Source organism: Pelagicoccus mobilis, from assembly GCF_016595505.1.
Classification (GTDB): domain Bacteria; phylum Verrucomicrobiota; class Verrucomicrobiia; order Opitutales; family Opitutaceae; genus Pelagicoccus; species Pelagicoccus mobilis.
The window spans coordinates 1-21,195 of sequence record NZ_JAENIL010000025.1; the positions used below are offsets into that span (position 1 = coordinate 1).

Here is a 21,195-nt window from a genome sequence, read left to right on the forward strand (position 1 = left end):
GAACGTTCGACATGAAACTGCGCAACGAAATCTTCCTTGTGGAGCTTCGCTTCGATGCAAAGCCCTCTCTCACAACATTTACCTTTCACTTTTTAATTTAGCCCCTTCACTCTTCCTCCATGAAACCCGCCTGGGACATACTTAAAACCCTCGCCGACCCGACACGCCTTCGCATTCTGAACCTGCTTGTCAAAGACGAGCTCTCAGTTGCCGAGCTCCAAGACGCTCTCGGCATGGCCCAGTCGCGCATCTCCTCGCAACTCTCTGTCCTTCGCCAATCCGAACTCGTCGCCGACCGCCGAGAAGGCAAAAAGTCCTTCTACTCCATCTCCCCGTCGATCCCAGAGCCTGAAGCCCAACTCCTGCAAGCAGCTCTCCATGCAGCCGGCGACTCCCCTGAAATCCAGGAGGACAACGACAATCTAAACCGCGTCATCGCCAAACGCCGCCGACAAGCAGAAGAATATTTCAACCTCATCGCGGGACGCCTAGGCAAAAACTACTGCCCCGGCCGCTCCTGGGAGGGCATCGGCCACTTCCTACTCTACCTCGTGCCCAATATTCGGGTCGCCGACCTTGGAGCAGGCGAAGGTCTGATTTCCCAGCTACTCGCCCGCCGAGCTGAACACGTCTACTGTGTCGATAGCTCAACCCGCATGGTCGAAGTCGGCACCGACCTCGCGAAACGGAACAATCTCGAAAACCTAGAGTACATACACGGCGATATCGAGGAAACATCCCTCCCCGACCAGTGCGTGCACCTTGCTCTACTCAGCCAAGCCTTGCACCATGCTCTCCATCCGGAAAAAGCGATCGCGGAAGCCTTCCGCCTCCTAAAACCGGGAGGTCGCCTCGTAATCCTCGACCTCAAAGAACACACCTTCGAGAAAGCCCATGAGCTCTATGCCGACCGTTGGTTAGGCTTCTCTGAAAACAAACTCCACCACTGGCTTAAAGACGCCGGTTTCGAAAGCGTAGAGGTCACCGTTGTTGCTCAGGAAGAACAAGAACCTCAGTTCGAAACCGTATTGGCCAGCGGACTACGTCCCGCGTAAAGAAAACGTTCCTGGCACCTAAGCCCCGAGAGGTCCTAATACAACTCGTCCATCTTCGACGTATAAAAGTCGAGCAGACGTTCCAAGATCAGCGATCCATCAGTTGTTTCAAGGGCCATCTGGGCGATGTCTTGAGCCTCGGTCATATCCATATTCTGCACCACGTACTTCACGTTTGGCAGTAAGGAAGGAGACATGCTCAGCTGCTGTACCCCGAGACCAATAAGAAGCGGCACCATCACTGGATCTCCCGCAACTTCACCGCAAATACTGACTCCGATGTTGCCGGACTTCGCTGCATCGATGATCATCTTTAGCGTACGCACCACCGCTGGGTGTGTCGGTTCGTAGAGGTGAGCAACTCGGTCATTGAGCCGGTCAACAGCCAGCAAATACTGGATCAGATCGTTGGTTCCGACACTGAAAAACGATGAGCCTTCCAGTAGAGTATCCGCTGCAACCGCAGCGCTCGGGATTTCGATCATCGCTCCCGCCTCTATCTCTTCGTCGAAGGCTACTCCCGCATCGCGAAGCTCCTGCTTCGCCTTTTCCAACATTTCATTAGAGCGACTTAGCTCCAAGGCGCCACTAATCATTGGATACATGATTCGAGCCTTACCAAAGGAGCTCGCCCGCAAGATCGCTCTCAACTGCTCCAAGAAAAGTTTTTCGTGATCGAGACAAAAACGGATCGCTCTGTATCCAAGAAATGGATTGGACTCCCGATACATCGGCATGTCCGTAGAATCCATAACCTTGTCTCCGCCCAAATCCAAAGTGCGGATCGTTACAGGCCGGCCTTCCATTTTCTCGACGGCCAATTTAAAAGCGTCGAACTGCTCCTCCTCCGAAGGCAGCCTGCCAGCATTCATAAAAAGATACTCGGAGCGGAACAAGCCCACGCCATCCGCCCCCAACTCGAGAGCTTTTTCCGCTTCATCGCCACGCTCGATATTAGCCAGCAAATCTACAGGCACGCCATCTCGCGTACGCGAAGAGGCATCCTTGGCCAGCTCGATCATCCGCTTTTCTAAAGAAAGCTTCTCATCCTTGAGCTTACCGTACTTGAACAACGTCGCTTCGCTCGGATTGATGATCACCTTCCCATCGTAGCCATCAACCAAAACCACAGAATCCGAATGGACCCGAGCGGAGACGTCCGAAAGCCCTACCACCGCCGGGATTCCCATGGACCGAGCCACAATTACCGCGTGACTGGTCTTGCTGCCCGCATCCGTAACAATCGCTAGCAAACCTGATTGGTCCATCGATGCCGAGTCAGACGGCGTAACATCGTTCGCCACCAAAATACGGTTCTTCACGATTTCGCCCAAATGCTCGAGCTGCTGGCCCGTCAAATTGGACAACAAACGACGCATTACGTCGCGAATATCGCTCGCGCGCTCACGCAAGTACTCGTCGTCGATCTGGTCAAACGCCTCAATATAACGAGTCCCCACTCTCCAAACAGCGTTCTCAATATTGCAGCCATGTGTCTGCATTTCGCGAATCGTCTCACCGATCAACGCCTGATCTTCTAGAACCAGCAGGTGGGCATCGAAAATCCGAGCCTCGTCCTCGCCGATCGAGTTGCGGATCTCATCCTGTATATTCTGAATCTGCTGACGGGTCTCGACGATCGCATTGTCGAAACGGATCTCCTCGTCAGCCATCTTCGAAGTGGAAATCGCGTACTTGGGAACCTTGATCTCGCGCTCCGCAAGCAAGTAAATCTGACCAGTTGCTATCCCTGGTGACGCAGCGATGCCCGACAATACCTGTTCAGATCTTTCATTATTTTCCATGCAGCAACAAGTTGCCTGCCAAGAGGGGTATTCGCGGGCAACTGCGACATAGCAAACTGGAAACGCCTAAGCCTCAAGAGGAAATATCGGATAGGGCAAATTCTTCATCCCAAAACCCGGGCTCGCTGCACAAAGGCCCGCTCGCCCCAGCACTCTCCTACCAAGCCCTCCACCTCATTTGCCTCCGAATCCGAGCGCACCAAGGAAAAACAACAGCTTCCACTTCCAGACATTAGAGAGGCTACTTTTTTCTCTCTCAATTTCCCGAAGAGCGCATCAAACGCCACGTATTTGGAAAACGCCGCCTTCTCAAAGCTATTGTGAAGCAGCTCACCCGTCGACATCCCTCCGTCACGCCACGCCGCCAGGCGCTCCTCCGCCCAGGCGCTTTCATCGTAACAATCGCCACGCTTGATCAGGCTCCCGTAAGCCCAACCCGTATTGATCGAGAAACTCGGCTTGAACAACACGATCTCCACTCCCGCCAAACTCCGATCCACCGCGGAGAGCAGCTCCCCGCGCCCTCTCATGACAACAGGCCGTTTCTCCAAAAACAAAGGGCAGTCCGATCCCAACTCCGCCGCGAGCTCCAAGCGCTCCCCCCGCGAAAGCCCCAAAGCCCCCGCATCCTCCGCCAATTCCGACAGGCCTCGCAATACAGCAGACGCATTGCTGCTCCCGCCGCCCAACCCCGCCCCATGCGGTATCCGTTTCTCCAATTCGATCCTCACCCGCCAGTTCAAGCCGCTTCGCAACAGAAATCCCTCCGCCGCCGCGTAGGCCAAATTGCTCCGATCCGTCGGCAAACTCTCGTCGCTGCAGCGCAGCTCCACCGACGCAGCGCTCGCCTCTTCCACCTCGATCCTCAGCGTATCGCCGAAGTCCACCTGCCCCACCAAGCTCACAAGCTCATGGAACCCATTCTCCATCCTGCCGAGCACCGACAGAAACAAGTTGATCTTTGCTGGACTGAAAACCTCGATTTGCCCCATAGTCGCCCAAACCAAAACCTGTATGACCGATACGCTTCAAAGCAAAAATACCTGCGAGCTCATTCTCGCCTTGGACATCGAAGACCGCGAGGACGCCCTCGCCCTACTCGCCAAAGCCGGCCCTGAGCTCAAATGGGCCAAAATCGGCCTGCAGATGTTCACCAAATACGGCCCCGACTACGTCCGCCAAATCGCCGATCTCGGCAAAAACGTATTCCTCGACCTCAAGCTGCACGACATCCCCAACACCGTCGCCAAAGCCATCGAGTCAGTCGGCCAGCTGCCAATCCAGATGCTCACCATCCACACCTGTGGAGGCAAAGAGATGATGGAATGGGCCATCAAAGCCCAACAATCCGTCAATCCAGAGCTACAGCTCCTCGGAGTAACCGTCCTCACCTCCATGGACCAGACCTCCCTCGACCTGCTCGGCATCCAACAAACGCCCGCCGACCGCGTCGCCCATCTCGCTAGCCTCGCCAAAGACGCCGGCATGACCGGCCTCGTCTGCTCCACCCACGAAGTCAAAACCATCCGCGAAGCCCACGGCGACCACTTCAAGCTCATCACTCCCGGGGTTCGCCCAGCCGGTTCCGCAGCCGGCGACCAAAAACGCATCATGACTCCCGCCCAAGCACGAGAAGTCGGCTCCAACTACATCGTCGTCGGCCGCCCCATATACGGAGCAGAAGATCCCGCCGCCGCCGTCGCCGCCATCAACGCCGAACTAAAAGGGTAGGGCTGGACCGCCGGGCCAGCCGCATCAACCATGACGATCGCCACCGCCATCCTCCTCGCCGGAGGCTCCGGCAACCGAATGCAAGGCAAGGTCGAGGACAAGATCCTCGCCCCCCTTGCCGGCAAGCCCGTCATCGCCCATTCCATCGAAGCCTTCGTATCCAGCGACCAAGTACAGCACCTCGTCATCGTCACTCGCGACGCCGAACAACGATCAGAACTCGAAAAGATCGCGTCCATCGTCCCCAATAGGCAAATATCCCTCTCCTTCACCACCGGCGGAGCCCAACGACAAGACTCCGTCTACGCCGGCCTGCAAGCTGCTCCCAGCGAAACTCAAATCGTCCTCATTCACGACTGCGCCCGCCCATGCGTCACCCCCGCAGCCATTCGAGAGTCGATAGCGAAAGCCTCTGAGTTCGGAGCCGCCTGCCTCGCCCGCCCCGTCGCCGACACCATCAAATCTGCCGACACCTACGACGGAGCCTACCTCCCTACTACCGTAGACCGCTCCAAACTCTGGGCCATGGAAACCCCACAAACCTTCCAGTACCCGATCATTCTAGACGCCTACAAAAACATAATAGAGTCAGGCACCCCCATCACCGACGACCTTTCCGCGATCGAAGACATCGACCAACCCGTCGCCTTCATCGACAACACCCGCCCCAACCCCAAGCTCACCACCCCCTCCGACCTCCCCTACCTCGAGTACCTCCTACAATCTTAATCATAATCTTCCTCCTAATCATAATCCACCACCCATGCTCCCCCCCATCCGCATCGGCCAAGGCTACGACATCCACCCGTTCGAAGACGGACGCCCCATGGTGCTCGGCGGAGTCACCTTCGACACTCCCTACGGCCTGCAAGGGCATTCCGACGCCGACGTCCTTACCCACGCCATTTGCGACGCCCTCCTCGGAGCCGCCGGTCTTCCGGACATCGGTCACTACTTTCCCAATACAGATCCCAAGTACAAAGGCATCGACTCTCAAGAGCTCCTCAAAGAAGTCGCCAAAACGCTCCGCGAAAAAGGCTGGGAAATCGTCAATATCGACACCGCCATGATCGCCGAGAAACCCAAAGTCTACCCCAAGCTCGAGCCCATGAAAGCTCGCCTCGCAGACTCAGCTGGAATCACCACCGACCAGATCGGCATCAAAGCGACCACCAACGAAAAGATCGGCTCCCTCGGCCGAGCCGAAGGCATCGCCGCCCACGCCTCCGCCCTTATCTTCAAAAAGTAGTCGTTCAACGCATACCATGCGAAACCTCACCGCCCACTACTTCCCATTCGCCACACTAGCAGTCTTGCTGCTAACCGCCTGCTCCAATCACGAAGAAGGCACCGCCATACGCGACGAAGCCGCAGCCAACAGCATTTTCCTCTTCGGAAACTCAAGCGAGCCACCCAGTCTCGATCCCCACATCAATACCGCCAACAACGGCAACCGCATCATCACCACCTTGATCGAGGGGCTCGTCACCTACCACCCCAGCAACGACAACATCGCCGAACCAGGCGTAGCCGAATCCTGGACACACGTCGACAACACCATCTGGACCTTCAACCTCCGCAAAAACGCCCGTTGGTCCAACGGCGACCCCGTCACAGCTCACGACTTCCTCTACGGCTACGAGCGCATGCTCCACCCGGATCTCGGAGCCAAATACGCGCAACTCCTCTACCTCCTCAAAAACGCCAGACAGTTCAACGAAGGCACCCTTAGCGACTTCTCTCAAGTTGGTGCCAAGGCGCTCGACGACCATACCCTCGAAATCACGCTCGAAGGTCCCACCCCCTACTTTCTCGGACTCATAAAGCACCACTCCTGGCATCCCGTCCACCCCCCCACAGTCGAAGCAGCAGGCGGCATGACGAAACCCGACTCCACCTGGACCCGAGACAACTACGTCGGCAATGGCCCCTACCGACTCAAGGAATGGGTCATCAGCAAAATCATCAAAGTCGAAAAAAGCCCGACCTACTGGGACGCCGAAAAAGTATCCATCCAAGAGGTACACTTCCTCCCCATTGACGACATCAATACGGAAGACCAGATGTACAACGCCGGGAGCCTCCACTACCAAAACACCATTCCCACCCACATGTACCCGATCTACCAAAAAGAGGGCGACCCGCATCTCCGTGTCGAACCTTGGATCGGCTCTTACTTCTACCGAATCAACACCACAGAACCCCACATGGCGGACAAACGCGTACGCCAAGCCCTCTCCCTCGCCATAAACCGCAGAGCCATCACCAAACGAATTCTCAAAGGCGCCCACTTCGCCTCACGAAGCATCACCCCCAACGGCATCGAAGGGTACGAGCCACCCCAAACCGCCGACTTCAATCCCAAGAAAGCCCGCCAACTCCTAGCCGAAGCAGGCTACCCCAACGGAGAGGGCTTCCCTACCAGCGTGCTGCTCTTCAACTCCTCCGAGCAACACAAGCAGATCGCCGAAGCCGTACAGCAGATGTGGCTCAACATCCTCGGCATCCAAGTAGAACTGCGCAACCAAGAGTGGAAGACCTACCTCGAGACAGTGATAAACCTCGACTACGATGTCGCGCGCGCTGCCTGGATCGGCGACTACGTCTACCCCGACACCTTTCTCACTATGTTCCGCACAGGCGACGGCAACAACAACACCGGCTGGTCAAACCCCACCTACGACCGGCTCGTAACAGACTCGATGCAAGAGTCCGACCCACAAAAACGCCTCTCCATGCTCGCCGAAGCCGAAGCCCTCCTCATGGACGAACTTCCCATCATCCCCATCTACCACTACGCCCGCAATTACCGCATCGACCCCGCCGTCAAAGGGTGGTATCCAAAACTCACCGACAACCGAAACTACAAGCACCTCCGCCTAGAGAAGACCCCGTAGCGCGGTGCTTTAGCCCGCGTCACCATTGCAGGATCCCCCAATCACCACCTTCATCCTCCGATTCAGAATCCCAAGAATCCCTTCGTGACACTAAGTGCCCTTCGTGGGCGACAAACCATGCTCACCTTCATCCTCAAACGCCTCGGTCAAGCCATCCCCGTCCTCCTGGCGATCTATACGATCACGTTCTTTATGATCCGCCTCGCCCCGGGCGGTCCCTTCTCCGACGAACGCAAGGTCGCCCCTCACATCATCGAGCGGCAAATGGAGTACTACGGATACAACGAGCCGCTCCCAGTCCAATTCGTCAACACCCTCGTTCAGCACGTCAAACTCGACCTACCCCCACTTACCTCCCACATCGGTCTCACCGCCGCGGACATCATCTCCGAATCATTCCCCGTATCCCTTGAGCTCGGACTCTGGGCCATGTTCATCGCCCTCATGCTCGGCATTCCAGCTGGAGTCGTTGCCGCATCACGCCAAAATAGCTGGCTCGACTACACCCCCATGTCGCTCGCCATGACCGGCATCTGCCTCCCGACCTTCGTTGTCGGCCCCGTTCTCGCCCTCGTATTTGGTATCTACCTACGATGGACTAGCGTAGCCGGCTGGGCCGGTCCGATCGACCGGATGTTGCCCTCCCTCACCCTCGGCCTCTACTACGCCGCCTACATCGCCCGCCTCACCCGCGGCGGTATGCTAGAAATTCTAAGCTCCGACTTCGTGCGGACCGCCCGAGCCAAAGGGGCGAGCGAATTTCGAGCGGTAGTTGTCCACGCCCTACGCGGCGGCATACTACCCGTCATCTCCTTCCTCGGCCCAGCCCTCGCCGGACTGGTAACCGGGTCCTTCGTGGTGGAAACCATCTTTCAAGTTCCCGGACTCGGTCGCCACTTCGTACTCGCCGCCGTCAATCGCGACCACTCGCTCATCCTCTCCACCGTGCTCTTCTACGCCTCGCTCATCATGCTGGCGAACCTCGCCGTCGACGTCCTGCAAGTCCTCCTCAACCCCAAACTTCGCTACAAGTAGTCGCCCCGCTCACTACTCACACTTCAACACCTGCTACTTGACATGCGACTATCGCCAAACATCTCCGTCGATCCCGAAGCCCCACGCTCCCTATGGGCTGACGCCTTCCAGCGACTCCTCGACAACCGGCTGGCTCTCTTCGGACTCGGATTCTTCGTCTTTATCTCGGCTCTCTGCTACCTCGGCCCCTTCGTCTACCGGCTCAATCCAGACTCACAAGTCCTCGCCCTCGATAGCCAGCTCCCCTTCGCCAACGTCCAGCTCGTTGAAGTTCGCTACGACGCCGAGAAAGCCACCCCAGACGAGACGACCACCCTCGACGACTTCGTCGAAGTCTACGCAAAAAATCCCGAAGCTGATTTAGCCGCTCTCGCACAATCCGGTACCCTCGTCCTCGGAGACATCCACTTTCGCACCCTGTCCCGGTTCCATCTGCTCGGCACGGACTCCAAAGGACGCGACATCCTCGCCCGCATCATGCGCGGAGGACGCATTTCCCTCGGAGTCGCCTTCCTCGCGACCCTCACCGCACTCGTCATCGGCGTTAACTACGGCCTCATCTCCGGTTATTTCGGAGGCAGGGTCGACGCTCTCATGATGCGCGTCGTCGATATTCTCTACGCTCTCCCCTTTCTCATTTTCGTCATCCTGCTGATGATCCTCTTCGACGGATTCCGCTTTAAGATCCTGCTCGTCTTCATAGCGATCGGTGCCGTCGAATGGCTCACCATGGCCCGTATCGTCCGAGGACAAGTCCTCCACCTGAAGGAACAAGACTTTGTCGCCGCCGCTCGCGCCACCGGAGTTAAGACCTTCTCTATCCTTACGAAACACCTCGCCCCCAACCTACTCGGCCCCGTCATCGTTTATTCAACCCTCCTGATTCCCGCCGTTATGCTGCTCGAGTCTACCCTCAGCTTTCTCGGGCTCGGCATGCAGGCCAATATGGCGAGTTGGGGCACCCTCATTAAAGAGGGGCAAGAGTCCATGCGCTCAGCCCCATGGCAGCTCATCGCCCCTTCCCTCTTCTTCTCCGCCACTCTCTTCGCCATGAATTTCCTCGGCGACGGCCTGAGAGACGCACTCGACGTGAAGTCCGACAAGGACTAGCCGAAACCAAAAAACGGCGGTTTCGGCCTCCAAAATGTAAAGCGAATGTAAACGAGCGCTAAATCGAGTTCACAAAACGCGAACATCACAACGCCGGAAAAATCTGCCGTACGCGGAAACAAGCCCTAGCGCCCATGCCTCACTGAGCAGCATCACTCATCGAGCCTTCAAAAGCCTAAGCCCTTTCCGCAAGAACGTTACCTAGGACTCTGCCTGACAAGGTGTTAGGAGGGCTAGAAGCTGTTTTAAGGTTCCGTTCTTTACGTTTTTTTAGCACAGTTAAGGCAACATCAAGAACAGCTAATGGAAACCGCATTAAACAGTACCGATCACATTCCAACGCCAGAGGTAGTCTCTCCCACTGCCAACTGGGGGAAGCCAACGTTCAAGAAAGGCCTCAAGCTCAGAACAAAGCTCAAGCTCCGTAACGAGTTTGGAGAGCGCAGCATCCACCAGCCAACTGAGCAACCAACGCTCAACCGTATCAAGGCGGATCAGGACGAGCTGCTCGACGCGATCAACCAGATCAAGTCCACCGTAAACACGACACGCCGTCTCCACGCCCAGTACTTCAACCAAGAGGAAAAGTAGATCCTCTCTCTAGCATTGGACGAATCTGGCTTACCAGAGCTCGTCTAATCAAGATTCCCGCCTGCCAACGCCATCTCCAGTTGCTCAGGGGCAATCTCTTCGGCAACGAGTCGCCCGAAAGCGTCGTACAAGTAGAGAGCCGGAGCCTCCGTCTGGCCGAGAGCATTCCAAGCTCCAGCTCCGCCCCCGCTTTCCGAAACGCCACTCTCGTCGAGAAAAACAAGCTTATCGGATCCATACCGCCGAGCCAGATCGATCCCGCGATTTCGGTCGCTCCCGACAAAGGAGCACACTACGACCGAATTCGCCGTGGCAAACGGACCACTCTCAGAAAGTCCCCTCAACGCTCGAAGCCAGTCAGCCGATTGGTCATCTTCCTGCCAGAAGAACACTGTAACCGTCTTGCCGACCAGAGTCGACGAATAGAAGCGTGTCCCCGAACCTCCATCGAGGTCCAACAGGTTTGCCTCGAAAGCTGGTAGAGACGGTCGAACATCCCCACCTCTGGATCCTCCCAAGAAATGGGTATACGCAAAATAGCCCCCTCCAGAGACGAGGGTAACGAGTGCCAGAAAAACAATCCACCGCCCCAAGCCTAAGCCAGAGCCGCTCGTACTCCTCTTGCTTTTTCCCGGGCTCAGCTGCTCCTCAGTCAACACCTCCTTGTGAAGAGCACGCAGGCGCCGGAACGAAACCTGATAGCCTTGCGAAAATCCCCAGTCCTTGTCGTGCGTTGTCTGATCCATGTTTACCGAGAGCTCGTCCCTATCTTGAAATACCGATGAAGGCTCCTCCATTTTCGCTGGAAAGCCATCTCAAGGCATTCGCAAACTTAAATGCCCCATCGCTGTCCGTATTGCTATTTCGCTTTAGAATCGAAGGGAAACCAACCCCGTGTATCCGGAATTGCCCGTTCGCATTCTTCTGTTGAGTCAATTGAACCATGCGGTCCAAATTATCTCCCCAGTCATCGCCGAAGACGAAAATAGAGATCTCCTCCTTGCCGCCTGAGTAAGACTGGAACGCTTCCTCCAAGCCACGACGAGGACTACTCTGGCAGGGAACTCCCATTCTCACGTATTCAACAAAGGCATCGAAGATGAGCTGCCGTCCTTGCCGGTCAGGCTTTACCCAGCGCCCCGCTTGCGCACTCCCTCCCCGCACAGGCGGAATACTCGGTCCTCCCCCTGTCAGCATACTTAAAATCGATTGCGAATTGAATGCCTGTACGCGACTCGAAGCCATCGCCTTATCAAGCATGTAGGCTCCATCAGAACTGAGGATCTGAAATCCTTTCGCTTCTGGATACATGGCAAGTACGTCCCGAAGCTTGTCCTTAATCGTATCCAACATTCGGAACTTCCTGTCCGTCATGCTCCCAGAGGTATCGATGATAAAGATCACATATTCACTGTCAGCCGGAATTCCTCCCACAAGATCGGCATTCCATGGCTGAGGCGTATTACGCTTTTTTTCCAGCTCCTGCTTCGCTTCGTGCAACTGGTTGCTCAACCCCTCCACTGAGGTCGCCGCTTGCGAGAGGTCGGGAACTCGATTAACCACCTCCGAAACGCTATTGTACAAAGTCGCTACTTCCTGATCTACGGACTGCAACTTCTTCTGAGTCTTCGTGATCTCTTGCTTCAACAAGTCACGTTTCACCTTCGCTTTCAGAGTATTGACCATGATCTCCGCTCGCATCTCGTGCATTGCGTCTTCCTCCTCCTGGCTAGTCTCATAGATCTGCCCCATCGCTCCCACCGTGGTACCTCGATTGAGAACAAACAGAAGAATCACCGCACCAAAGCCGCAGCAAATACAGTCCATAAAAGAGAGACTGAAGATATTAAGAGGTTTCTTAGCTCTTGCTTTCATCTTCTAAACTTAATTCGGCCAATTGGGAGAAGGAGTAAAAAGCGACCCCTGGGTCGCGTCCGCAAGTTTCCAATACAAACCCGGCGCATTGAAGTCCCCATCGAGCGGAAACAAAATCACATTCATCGGATAACTATTCTTTAACGCGACACGGTAAGCGTTTTGAAAATGCTTCACCCTCTCCACCTCATTCACTGTGGCCCCGGTAATCAAACCCGAGTGAGTCGGCAGGCTGTCGGTGATAACAAATACGTTATCAGGTTTGGGAGACAGGCTTGATACCAACTCGAGAGCATCCTCCAGGTTAGATCCACCATTGGGCAACGTATTCCACATCGCATCTGAAACCTCCTTCGCAATCGGCGGATCATTGGTCGGCAGCCAGTCGCCAGCCGACTTTGGCAGAAGGTACTGAGCGCTTTGGTTGTAGGTTACCACTTGGTAGTACTTCGACTCATTGGTCGCCATCAACCAGTCTACAGTATCCAAAATTCGGGTCCACTTTCTCGATGCCAATTTGTTAGGATCCGTCACACCATAAAACTGGGCGACCCCGCTAACCGTCTCGCTGACCATACTCGAAGACGTGTCGACTAGGATCGCGACGCGCTCCCCGTCAACCTTCATACCGGTCAAGTAGTGCCGCCGTCCATCTCCTTGGAATGGCGATACCGCCTTCCCAGTAGAGCCTGTCTCCCCATCGGAAGCGCTAGCGATCTCTTGCTTGATCGCCGCAATCTCCTTCGCCAGGCCTTGCTCTTTCTTCATGAGCTCCTGCAACTCTTTTGACTGCTTGCTTTGAGTTTCGATGGCAGCGGTCAGTTCCTCCTCTGCCTCGATCTTCTTTTTATCAGCATTCTCGAGAGCCGAGAGAATCTCTCCTAGCTCTCCTTCAAGCGAAGCAATCTCCGCTTCAATCTTAGCCAAAGACTCCTCTTCGCTCTTGAGCTTATTCTTCGTCCCCTGGATCGCGACAGTCAGCTTGTCTTTCGTCTCGCTAGCCTCTTTGGAGTTCTCACCAGTGGTCAAAATAAACATTAGGATCACCGCTCCAAAACCGCAGCAAATGCAGTCCATGAAGGAAAGTCCGAAGATATCGTTTTCAGCCTTTTTTCTAACTTTCATTAATCGATTAACGTATCCTCAATTTCATCACGAATCCCGAGAGAGCATCATCAACACGTTCGTACTCTCGATCTCTATGATATCACCGACAAACACCTCCACCTCTGACTCTACTCGTTTCGAGTTCCTCAAAAACCGCAGACGATTGGTCAAAGGCGTTAGGAAAGCTCTTCCCGAACGATTGGCCAAGCGCAGCAACTCACCTTCAAAATCGACATACTCGGTTCCTACAACCAGCCCCCCGTTCGAGGAACGCGTACCTGAGCTGACAAGCAACTCCTTCTCCCTAAAATCGAAAAGCCAACCTTGAAACAATAGCTTCTCCGGAGTCGCCGGTGCAAACCAACGAGAGTCGGATGAAAAAACCTCCTTAGCTTCCGATTTAGGACTGACCACCTTTTTCGGATTAGCTACCGACTTGGGTTCAGCGACCACTTCAGGCTCACTCTCTGCACGAGCAGGCTCTGGCCGAGGTTCCAATGCCACAAGAGATACCGTATTCATAATATCATCACCTGAAACAGCCTCATCGATCACCCACGAAATGGCGTAGGCCGCAACTTCGGAAACGTCCTTCCCCGAAACGTAAGTCCGTCCCCCGTCTGTTTCATTTGCCAGCATAGAAACGGCGCCATTCAGACCAGAGCAAACCACAGTAGTAGCTTGCTTCTCCAGCAATTCGTACCCGCGTTGAAGTTCGCTACCGAGATCTGACTGACGAAGGATTGAAGCGAGATCGAATCGCTCCTCCTCCACATCCGGAACATAATCTCCAACGGAGAAGGATTGATCGGGATTTAAGAGCGATTGCGACAGCCCTTTGAATAGAGCGAGCATAGCTTCCGGATCTGCACGACGGAGATCCAAACGAAACTGCTCTCGGATGTGCGACAAGACACTCTTAAGAAAATCAGGATATTTGGATACAAGATCCAGCGATCGCTCCTGCACATCGCCAGAGGGAACGACCATCTCTCCATCCCTCTCAAAACGAGAAGAAGAAGAGACTCTAGAAAAATCGTTTAGAAAAACGGATACACTTTGACTCGCATCCCCCGAACCCCGCAAAGCCGTGCCTGCAACCAATGCAGCTCGCGAGAAGAAGCTGACGTTCTCAACGCCCGATTTCTGAAAAACGCCAGCAATTACCTCAAGCCAAGCCTCATCCAGACTGGCGTCGACAGAAATTCCAACAGCCGAGATCTCCGCCAGAGCTAATCGCTCCTCCTTTAACAAATTCTCCAAGAAAAAAACGAGTTGCTCTGCTCTCGTCCCAACGATTCCCCGTCCCTCTTCAATCGTCTCGGTCGGTCTCCCTGCTAGGACAGGGACACACACAGAATTAGGCGTACTGGCCAAGAGCTCGAATGCAGCCTCACCAGCCACCTGCTTTCGTCGTTTAACGGCAGTGGCGATCGGGCAATTCCCGTATTGAGTAGCTTGCCCTGCCGCACGATCCCATAAAGTCAGCGACACATCAGCATCGCTAAGGTCGATTCCTAAGTACTTCATTCCGAGCCTTAGATATGGCTAAGCAGGCGTTCCTGACAGTATTCCTCGGACTCCATCACAAAGCCTTCCTGCATGCGCTTCAGGATATAGATGAAGAACATCAGGACCATGCTGACCAGGAGAGAGACCAAGGTCGAATTAAACGCCAAGCCAAGAGCCGCCGTCACCTGACTCATACCTCCCTCTTGCCCAACTAAGTCGGCCTTCGCGAGAGCTGCTCCAATACCACGTACCGTTCCGATAAACCCTACAGACGGGATCGCCCACGCAATGTAGTTCACCATGGCCAACTCCGACTCCAGCTTGCTGAGTTCGCTCTCGCACACCGTACTAATCGTGTGCGAGACCTCTTCGGCCTTCGCGCTTTGATCTTCGTTAAAACGGTTCAATCCTCTGCGAAACGCCCGAACGACCAGCGAATTCCTGAAACTCGGCAACGCCATCGACAAAGGGCGTGGCATGTCAGCCGGTAGATTCTCCTCCATCTCAAGAGCAAACTCGCTCGCCTCTTCACGCGGTATGATACGGCCCTTCGGCAAGTCGATAACATCAATCGTCAACATATGACGCTCCCGAAACACGAGCAGGTATTTATAGAGCAGGATCGAGAGCGACAAAAGGAAGAGCACGAGAGTGAGCTGCTGCTCGTATCCATCCAGCACTACCCAAATCGAGGTTGCCCCTGGACTGCTGTCCTTTGCATAAAACAGCTCGACTCGCGGATTGACGATAAACTGGTAGACCGCCGCCACAAATCCGTACGCGGCGATAAACGCAAACAAAGTTAAGAAGTTTTCGAAAGAAAGCGGGAACTTCTTCCGGGCGTTGTTACTAGAGGATTTTGCTGTCATTGATGTTATTTTGCGAAGTACGTTTTTAAAGTTTCACCGTCGGCCAATCTGATCGTTTTGAAATTTTCCAAACTCCCATCGATGCACACGTAAGCTTGTCCAGCTGGCCGCGCGTCAAATCGAAAGGTGCCATCCTTTCCGGTTCGAGTCTCACTCCCTTGGCAACTCACCAGAACGTCCGGCAGAGGGCGACCACTACCGCTAGAGCGAACAATACCATGGACCGTCCCTGCAAAGTCGGGCGTATCGCAGTCCTCGATTACTTTGAGAAAATCTACGGCAAACTCTGTCTGCGATCCAGTATCCCCCAATCCGATACGAACGCCTAAGCTCAAATCATCAGCATCAAGAACGTCACTATAAAACTGATACGAAAACAGGTAACCTTGCCGTGGCTTCATTTCGGTCAGACTTATCAAACGACCAAGTTCGGGCTGACTCTTACCATTCAACGCGACCTTCCAATCGTTGCTCCCCGAACGTTGCCCCGAGGTGACAAGGTAAAATTGCAGCGTATACGATTGAGCACCTTCGGAACGCCCTTCCAGAAAGACCTCCGCCTCCAAGCTCGACGGACTAGACTCAGCCAAGGTCCGATTGAAAACCGTATCCGTCACCTCTTCACCTTCCGTCCCATTGACGGATAGACCTAGGATATAGGACTCTTCGTCCACACCCTTTGGCAACGAGGCTTTTGCCTCTTCGGGAATATCTCTTTTTTTAAGTCGCGAGGCGATCTCACCACTAAGAGGATTGTGAGCAATTCGCCACGTCTGACCGAAATTGTCGATATCGCCGACGCGCCAACTCTTCGCACCTTCCGGCGTATCGCTGATCGTAACGGCCGCCTCCATCCAAGCTCCATCGCTCGCAGTCTCCGCAAGACTCAATCGCTTAGCCAGCACACTGTAATCAACATCCTCTTGAGCCACAGCCGCCCACCCCTGGAGAGCGAAACACGCTAACCCAATTACCGCGACCGTTCGTATTTCCAATTTCACTACAGTTCTCAAAAAAGCCATTCTCCTACCACTCCTCAACCTCTTCGCCCTTCACGCCTTTCGGAGCTTCGTTCAGCAACTCCGAATCAGACCGCTCCAAATCCACACGTTTCTTCCCTTGGTAAACTTCTGACCGAGACGTCGTTTTGGCTTTCTCTCCCTCGATCTGATAAACAGTCGCCGACTTCAAACGAGCCGAACTCATGTTGGGAACCTGCAAGGCCAACTGGCTCACCTTTTGAGCATGCTGCGCCACCTGGCTGAGACTCGACGACGAAGGCTGCATCCCCGCCGCTTCCTGCTTCATTTGCTCCACCTTCTCGCGCAGCTCGGCATTCTGCTCCTTCGCCTGAGAAGTGGGGTTGGGGCGACTCTCTATTTCCTGAGCCTGCTCCGCCAGATTTTGCTCCATCTGCTCAAGCTGCTCCTGCGCTTGCTGAGCCATCTGCTGCGACATCTGCGACATCTCTTGCTGGACTTGCTGCTGGGCTTGCTCCGCCTGCTCAGAAATTTCGCTGGCCTGCTCGGCTTGCTTCGCCATTTCCGACAAATTCTCGGCGCTCGCTGGCGTCTGAGACATCTGTTGCTGCAACTCCTGAGCCTGCTCTGAAAGCTCTTCCATCTTCTGCGATTGCTCTTGCAGCGTCTCATTCGCCTGTTTCGCCATCTCGCTGAATTCGGGAGATTGCTGCATTTCCTTCAAGGTCTCAGCTTGCTGCTTCATGCTCGCCTGCTGCTGCTGCATTTCCGACTCGAGCTTTTGCATGGACTGTTGCACCGCTTCCGAGGTTGCCTCGGCTGCCTGCTGCTTTTGCTGCTCGGTCGATTGCTGATCGAAATTCTTAGGCATCGGCTTGTCCATCATCTCGCTCGCCTTCTGCATCGCTTTTTGGGCCATACGCTCCTGCATGAGCGGACTTTGAGAACTTTCCATTTCCTGCAAGCTTTCAGCGAGCTCCGACATCTCCGACTCTTGCTGCGAGGACGGCTTCTTGTCAGGTGCCTGCTCCTCCGGGAGTTGCTGCCCGGTCATCGCCTTCTGAGCTTTATCCGCCAAGCTCTTCGCTTCTTCCGCCTGCTTTTGCAGTTTCTCAATATCCTCTCCCGACTCACTCTCTTTCGAGACTTCTGACTTCAGTTCAGAAACGTCCTCTCGAATCTGCTTCAAAGTCTCCTGAGTCTTTGGATCCTGCGCCTCAGCCTCTCCCGCCCCTTCGTCGATCGCCTTCTCCAAGGCTTCCAACTGCTTTTCAATCGCTTCCGATGCCGATTTCGCAGCCTCCTTAGCTTGAGCCTCCGCGGGCTGGTTCGGATCCGACTGGCTCTGTGGTTCCCCCTTCATTGCGTCCGCCTGCTCCTGGAGTTCCTGAGAGGCTTGCTCGAGCTTCTTTTCCGCCCCAGCCGCCCCACTTTGCTTCTGCTCCATGGCCTTTTGCAATTCGCTTAGCCCGCTCTCCAATGAAGACAGCTCGCTCTCGACCTCTTCCGCCTTTTCGGCGGCATCCTTTCGCTCGAGCCCTTCCGAACTCGCCTTGGCCAACTCACTGAGCGTTTCCGCATGTTCCGCAAGCGTCTTGGGATCCTGCGGCTTCCCTTCGCCTGCCTGCAGCTCTTCCTTCAGCTTCTCAATTCCACCAGCTGTCTCTTCGAGCTGGCGTTTCTGTTTATCAGTGAGTTCCCCTTCCTTCTGCTCTCCCAAGGCGCCATCAACCATCTCGCTCAACTGCTCGAGTTTCTGCTCCATCGCAGCCTGAGCCCCGGCCGAGGCCGCCTCTTGCTTCTCCTCCAGGGTCTTCGGCTCTTCAGAAGGCGCTCCGCCCCCCGGTTTCTGCGCCTGCTCCAACACCTCTTCCGCCGCTTCGCTCGCAGCTGCCGCCTTGGCTGAATTCTCCGGCTCGGACTTTGCTTCAGCCGAAGTTCGTCCCAGCTTATCAAGAGAAGCCTCGAGCGCCTTTGCTTCCGCCTCTATTTTTCTGGCAGCTAGACTTTCCTGAGACTTCTTCTTTTGGGAAGACGATGCCGCTTGGGAAGGAGCTCCCGTTCCTGATTGCTGATCAGAGTTGCTCGGCTTTGCCGCCTCTTGCCCGTCTCCGCTGCCTTGCGTTCCTTCCAGCTCTCTATCTTCAATTCTGTACGGACCCGACTGAGCAAGACAGATTGGAGCGACCTGCCAAAGCAGAACGCAGAGAAAAGCCCATTTTGCAGGATTTTGCATCATCAAATATCAGATGGCATCTCGACCGAGCGTTTGTAAGGATGACGAGCCGGAGCGCCTTGCTTCTTTATCTCCGCCTCCTTTTTCCTCGCAGCCGCTCTTCGAGCAGCCTTGTCCACTTTCACCTGCGACTTGCCGGCCGTATTCGGCGCGACCTGCGGAGCTGGGGAGGGCGAGTTGGACGTCGCTTGAGAAAACAACGAATGAGGCGAAGCAGCCGCAAAGGCAGTCAACGCCGCAAGTATCAATCGAGCTGTCAGTCGCCTCTTCATTTCGATTTCACCAGGTTAATGTATGCTTGCGAAGGCAGGACTACCCGAAAGCCGAGATCATCCTCCTTCGCATCCTTAGGCTCTCCCTGCCGGTAGGAAACCATCAGCTCCTTCTTTAGCCCGGTCATGTAGCTTCCTCCTTTAACAACCCGCATCTCCACTTCCGCAAAGTTTGACGGATCTTCAGAACCGGCATAGCGCCAAAAGGATCGCTCGTATCCATCGTGACACCACTCACGCACATTGCCGGACAAGTTGTAAACGCCGTCAGGGTGCGATCTGAATGAGGCGACTTGAGCGGAAAACGCATTTCCATCATCGTATCCCGAAATAGGATACTCGACTTCATATCGCTTCCCGGTCTTGTCCGCAAAATTATCGGTGAACTTTGGAGGTGGCCATTCGTCCCCCCAGGCAAATGAGCGAGGCGATCCTCGATCGTCGATCCGCATCAGGTATTCATATTCCGCTTCAGTCTGCAAACGCACGCCTCTCGAAAAAGCTTCCTCGGTTGTCGTGTAATTCGATCCCACCTGACGGTAGACCTCTCCAAAACCGAGCGCTTTGTTAAGTTCGTTACAAAAGAAGGCAGCGTCATTCCAGCTAACCCGCACCGCAGGGTAGTCGCTCTTGTTCAAATTAAATCCCTGCTTGTCGAGCTCTCCCCGACGAATACCAGTGATCGACTCGAATACGAAACTCGGAACTTCAGTCGTACTGACGTAAAAAGCGTTAGAGATGGTTACCTCCTTCGTGTTGCCGGGCTCGCCAAACGGAAAGGTCCCAGGTTCGATCAGAATGAACTCCAATCCATCCACCAACTCCAGCTTCGGCGGCAACCGCACCTCCCGTTCCTTCTCGACCACCGCCTGTGCCGGTGTTTTCACGAAGTCATGATGAAGCGGATACGTATTTCCCGCCCCAAGCTCGACAGTAAACTGCTTTTCGCCCTGCCCTGCTGCCTTCAAAACCACACTACGCGTCCCAGCAAGATACTCACCTTGAACGGGAGTGAACCCCACGAACTCGCCATCAACCATCACTGCAGCCTCGATGTCGCTGGTAATCTTCAGTTCACCCATTTTCGAGACAAGCGTCACATTAATCGAGCGGGACTGATTCGGCATCATCCCTCCCATAATTCGAGACTTATCCTCGTATCCACTCTTCGATACAACGACCGACACGTCCTTCTGCGGTTCTATCTCAATCCCTCGGATCGGCGTCTTTCCTAAAAGCTGTCCGTCGATGTAAATGTTCGCCCCACTCGGCTCACTGGTAAAATGCAACACCGCCGGCTTAGGACTCAACTTTATGTCAAAGGTTCTCGTCTGCCCGGGCACCAAAGGAGCACTCCACGCGTAAGGCTGGTAGTTCTCCAACTCGAAACGGATCCGCGGTATTGGATTCTGCTCCAAATCGAAACTGATCGTTTTCTCCCCCGTCGCCACCACACCGAGGGAGCGTCCGCCGCGATTCAGGTCGCTGATGTTCGCGCCTCTGGGTTCCACACGGAAGGTGATATCGGCAGCGTTTCGAATCATCTCCAACTTCAGTTCCTGATCCGCGCCTCCACCCTTGACGGTAACCTCCGTCTCGGAACGCACCCCCACATAACTCCCCGTATTCCCAAGCGTGATCGTGTAGACTCCGGGGTCGATCCGATGCGAACGAAGCGGAGTCGCTCCGATTTCCTTCCCGTCAATATTAACAACAATCCCCTCCAAAGCCGCGCCACTTTCAACATCAACAGTCTCTACCATCAAATAACCGGGCAACGGACGAAGCGTTATTTCCAAGCTCTTCTCGCCCTCGGAGCTGACTTCAAACTCTCGAACGTACTTCTCAAACCCTGGAGCTACAACTTCGACGCGATTAACACCTTCGGCCAGCTCGAGCGTCATGGGGCCCTGCCCTGAAACCGCATCGGTCTCGTTGATCCTCAGCTGATACTCGGCGTTCTCTGGCCCAATCTCGAACTGGAACAAAACCGGCGTCAGCATCAGCATGCGGAACCCGACAATCCCAGCCACTACAACTCCTCCGAAAAGGATCGCGACAATCGCGAGTTTCATCGCCGCCCCTCGGCGACTTCCTAATCCTCTCTTTTCCATACCAAT

19 protein-coding genes are annotated in these 21,195 nt (G+C 54.9%); 8 read left to right on the plus strand and 11 right to left on the minus strand.

What is annotated here, in order from left to right:
- Positions 1-119 precede the first annotated feature (119 nt).
- The gene (locus JIN87_RS14010) at positions 120-1,055 is read left to right on the plus strand and encodes an ArsR/SmtB family transcription factor (protein ID WP_200356202.1); all 936 of its coding nucleotides are present in this window, start codon (positions 120-122) and stop codon (positions 1,053-1,055) included.
- Positions 1,056-1,090: 35 nt separating this feature from the next.
- Here JIN87_RS14010 and ptsP read toward each other — a convergent pair whose 3' ends face one another.
- Both ptsP and ispE read right to left on the minus strand, forming a co-directional pair.
- Complete coding sequence (gene ptsP, locus JIN87_RS14015) at positions 1,091-2,860, minus strand: phosphoenolpyruvate--protein phosphotransferase (RefSeq protein WP_200356203.1); 1,770 nt, start codon at positions 2,858-2,860, stop codon at positions 1,091-1,093.
- Between the two features lie 104 nt (positions 2,861-2,964).
- Positions 2,965-3,852: a 4-(cytidine 5'-diphospho)-2-C-methyl-D-erythritol kinase gene (gene ispE, locus JIN87_RS14020; RefSeq protein WP_200356204.1), complete on the minus strand. Its 888-nt coding sequence runs from the start codon at positions 3,850-3,852 to the stop codon at positions 2,965-2,967.
- Between the two features lie 22 nt (positions 3,853-3,874).
- Between ispE and pyrF the strand changes: the two genes are divergently transcribed.
- From pyrF to JIN87_RS14055, 7 genes are all read left to right on the plus strand, one after another.
- A complete protein-coding gene (pyrF, locus tag JIN87_RS14025) occupies positions 3,875-4,591 on the plus strand; it encodes an orotidine-5'-phosphate decarboxylase (protein WP_200356205.1) in 717 nt (238 codons plus the stop codon).
- Positions 4,592-4,621: 30 nt separating this feature from the next.
- A complete protein-coding gene (gene ispD / locus JIN87_RS14030; RefSeq protein ID WP_200356206.1) occupies positions 4,622-5,320 on the plus strand; it encodes a 2-C-methyl-D-erythritol 4-phosphate cytidylyltransferase in 699 nt (232 codons plus the stop codon).
- Between the two features lie 34 nt (positions 5,321-5,354).
- Positions 5,355-5,840: a 2-C-methyl-D-erythritol 2,4-cyclodiphosphate synthase gene (ispF, locus tag JIN87_RS14035; RefSeq protein WP_200356207.1), complete on the plus strand. Its 486-nt coding sequence runs from the start codon at positions 5,355-5,357 to the stop codon at positions 5,838-5,840.
- A gap of 16 nt (positions 5,841-5,856) precedes the next feature.
- Positions 5,857-7,488, plus strand: a complete 1,632-nt coding sequence (locus JIN87_RS14040) for a peptide ABC transporter substrate-binding protein (RefSeq protein WP_200356208.1) — start codon at positions 5,857-5,859, stop codon at positions 7,486-7,488.
- Between the two features lie 117 nt (positions 7,489-7,605).
- The gene (locus JIN87_RS14045) at positions 7,606-8,523 is read left to right on the plus strand and encodes an ABC transporter permease (RefSeq protein WP_200356209.1); all 918 of its coding nucleotides are present in this window, start codon (positions 7,606-7,608) and stop codon (positions 8,521-8,523) included.
- 42 nt (positions 8,524-8,565) lie between these two features.
- Complete coding sequence (locus JIN87_RS14050; protein WP_200356210.1) at positions 8,566-9,633, plus strand: ABC transporter permease; 1,068 nt, start codon at positions 8,566-8,568, stop codon at positions 9,631-9,633.
- A gap of 303 nt (positions 9,634-9,936) precedes the next feature.
- Positions 9,937-10,224, plus strand: coding sequence for a hypothetical protein (locus JIN87_RS14055; RefSeq protein ID WP_200356211.1), 288 nt, complete (start codon positions 9,937-9,939; stop codon positions 10,222-10,224).
- Positions 10,225-10,268: 44 nt separating this feature from the next.
- Here JIN87_RS14055 and JIN87_RS14060 read toward each other — a convergent pair whose 3' ends face one another.
- From JIN87_RS14060 to JIN87_RS14100, 9 genes are read right to left on the minus strand one after another with little or no spacing between them, the layout of a single operon-like run.
- Complete coding sequence (locus JIN87_RS14060) at positions 10,269-10,970, minus strand: TlpA family protein disulfide reductase (RefSeq protein ID WP_200356212.1); 702 nt, start codon at positions 10,968-10,970, stop codon at positions 10,269-10,271.
- Between the two features lie 19 nt (positions 10,971-10,989).
- Positions 10,990-12,099 carry a hypothetical protein gene (locus JIN87_RS14065; protein WP_200356213.1) on the minus strand — a complete coding sequence of 370 codons (1,110 nt, stop codon included), beginning with the start codon at positions 12,097-12,099 and terminating at the stop codon, positions 10,990-10,992.
- 9 nt (positions 12,100-12,108) lie between these two features.
- Entirely contained in the window at positions 12,109-13,224 is a 1,116-nt protein-coding gene (locus tag JIN87_RS14070; protein WP_200356214.1) for a vWA domain-containing protein, read from the minus strand.
- 27 nt (positions 13,225-13,251) lie between these two features.
- Positions 13,252-14,736: a hypothetical protein gene (locus tag JIN87_RS14075; protein WP_200356215.1), complete on the minus strand. Its 1,485-nt coding sequence runs from the start codon at positions 14,734-14,736 to the stop codon at positions 13,252-13,254.
- An 8-nt stretch (positions 14,737-14,744) separates the two neighbouring features.
- The gene (locus JIN87_RS14080; RefSeq protein ID WP_200356216.1) at positions 14,745-15,587 is read right to left on the minus strand and encodes a MotA/TolQ/ExbB proton channel family protein; all 843 of its coding nucleotides are present in this window, start codon (positions 15,585-15,587) and stop codon (positions 14,745-14,747) included.
- Between the two features lie 5 nt (positions 15,588-15,592).
- Positions 15,593-16,588, minus strand: coding sequence for a carboxypeptidase-like regulatory domain-containing protein (locus JIN87_RS14085; RefSeq protein ID WP_200356217.1), 996 nt, complete (start codon positions 16,586-16,588; stop codon positions 15,593-15,595).
- Between the two features lie 25 nt (positions 16,589-16,613).
- Positions 16,614-18,806, minus strand: a complete 2,193-nt coding sequence (locus tag JIN87_RS14090; protein WP_200356218.1) for a hypothetical protein — start codon at positions 18,804-18,806, stop codon at positions 16,614-16,616.
- On the minus strand, positions 18,806-19,075 hold the full coding sequence (locus tag JIN87_RS14095) for a hypothetical protein (RefSeq protein ID WP_200356219.1): 270 nt from the start codon (positions 19,073-19,075) through the stop codon (positions 18,806-18,808). Before JIN87_RS14095 ends, JIN87_RS14090 begins: the two co-directional genes overlap by 1 nt.
- The gene (locus tag JIN87_RS14100; RefSeq protein WP_234033417.1) at positions 19,072-21,189 is read right to left on the minus strand and encodes a PEGA domain-containing protein; all 2,118 of its coding nucleotides are present in this window, start codon (positions 21,187-21,189) and stop codon (positions 19,072-19,074) included. Before JIN87_RS14100 ends, JIN87_RS14095 begins: the two co-directional genes overlap by 4 nt.
- Positions 21,190-21,195 lie beyond the last annotated feature (6 nt).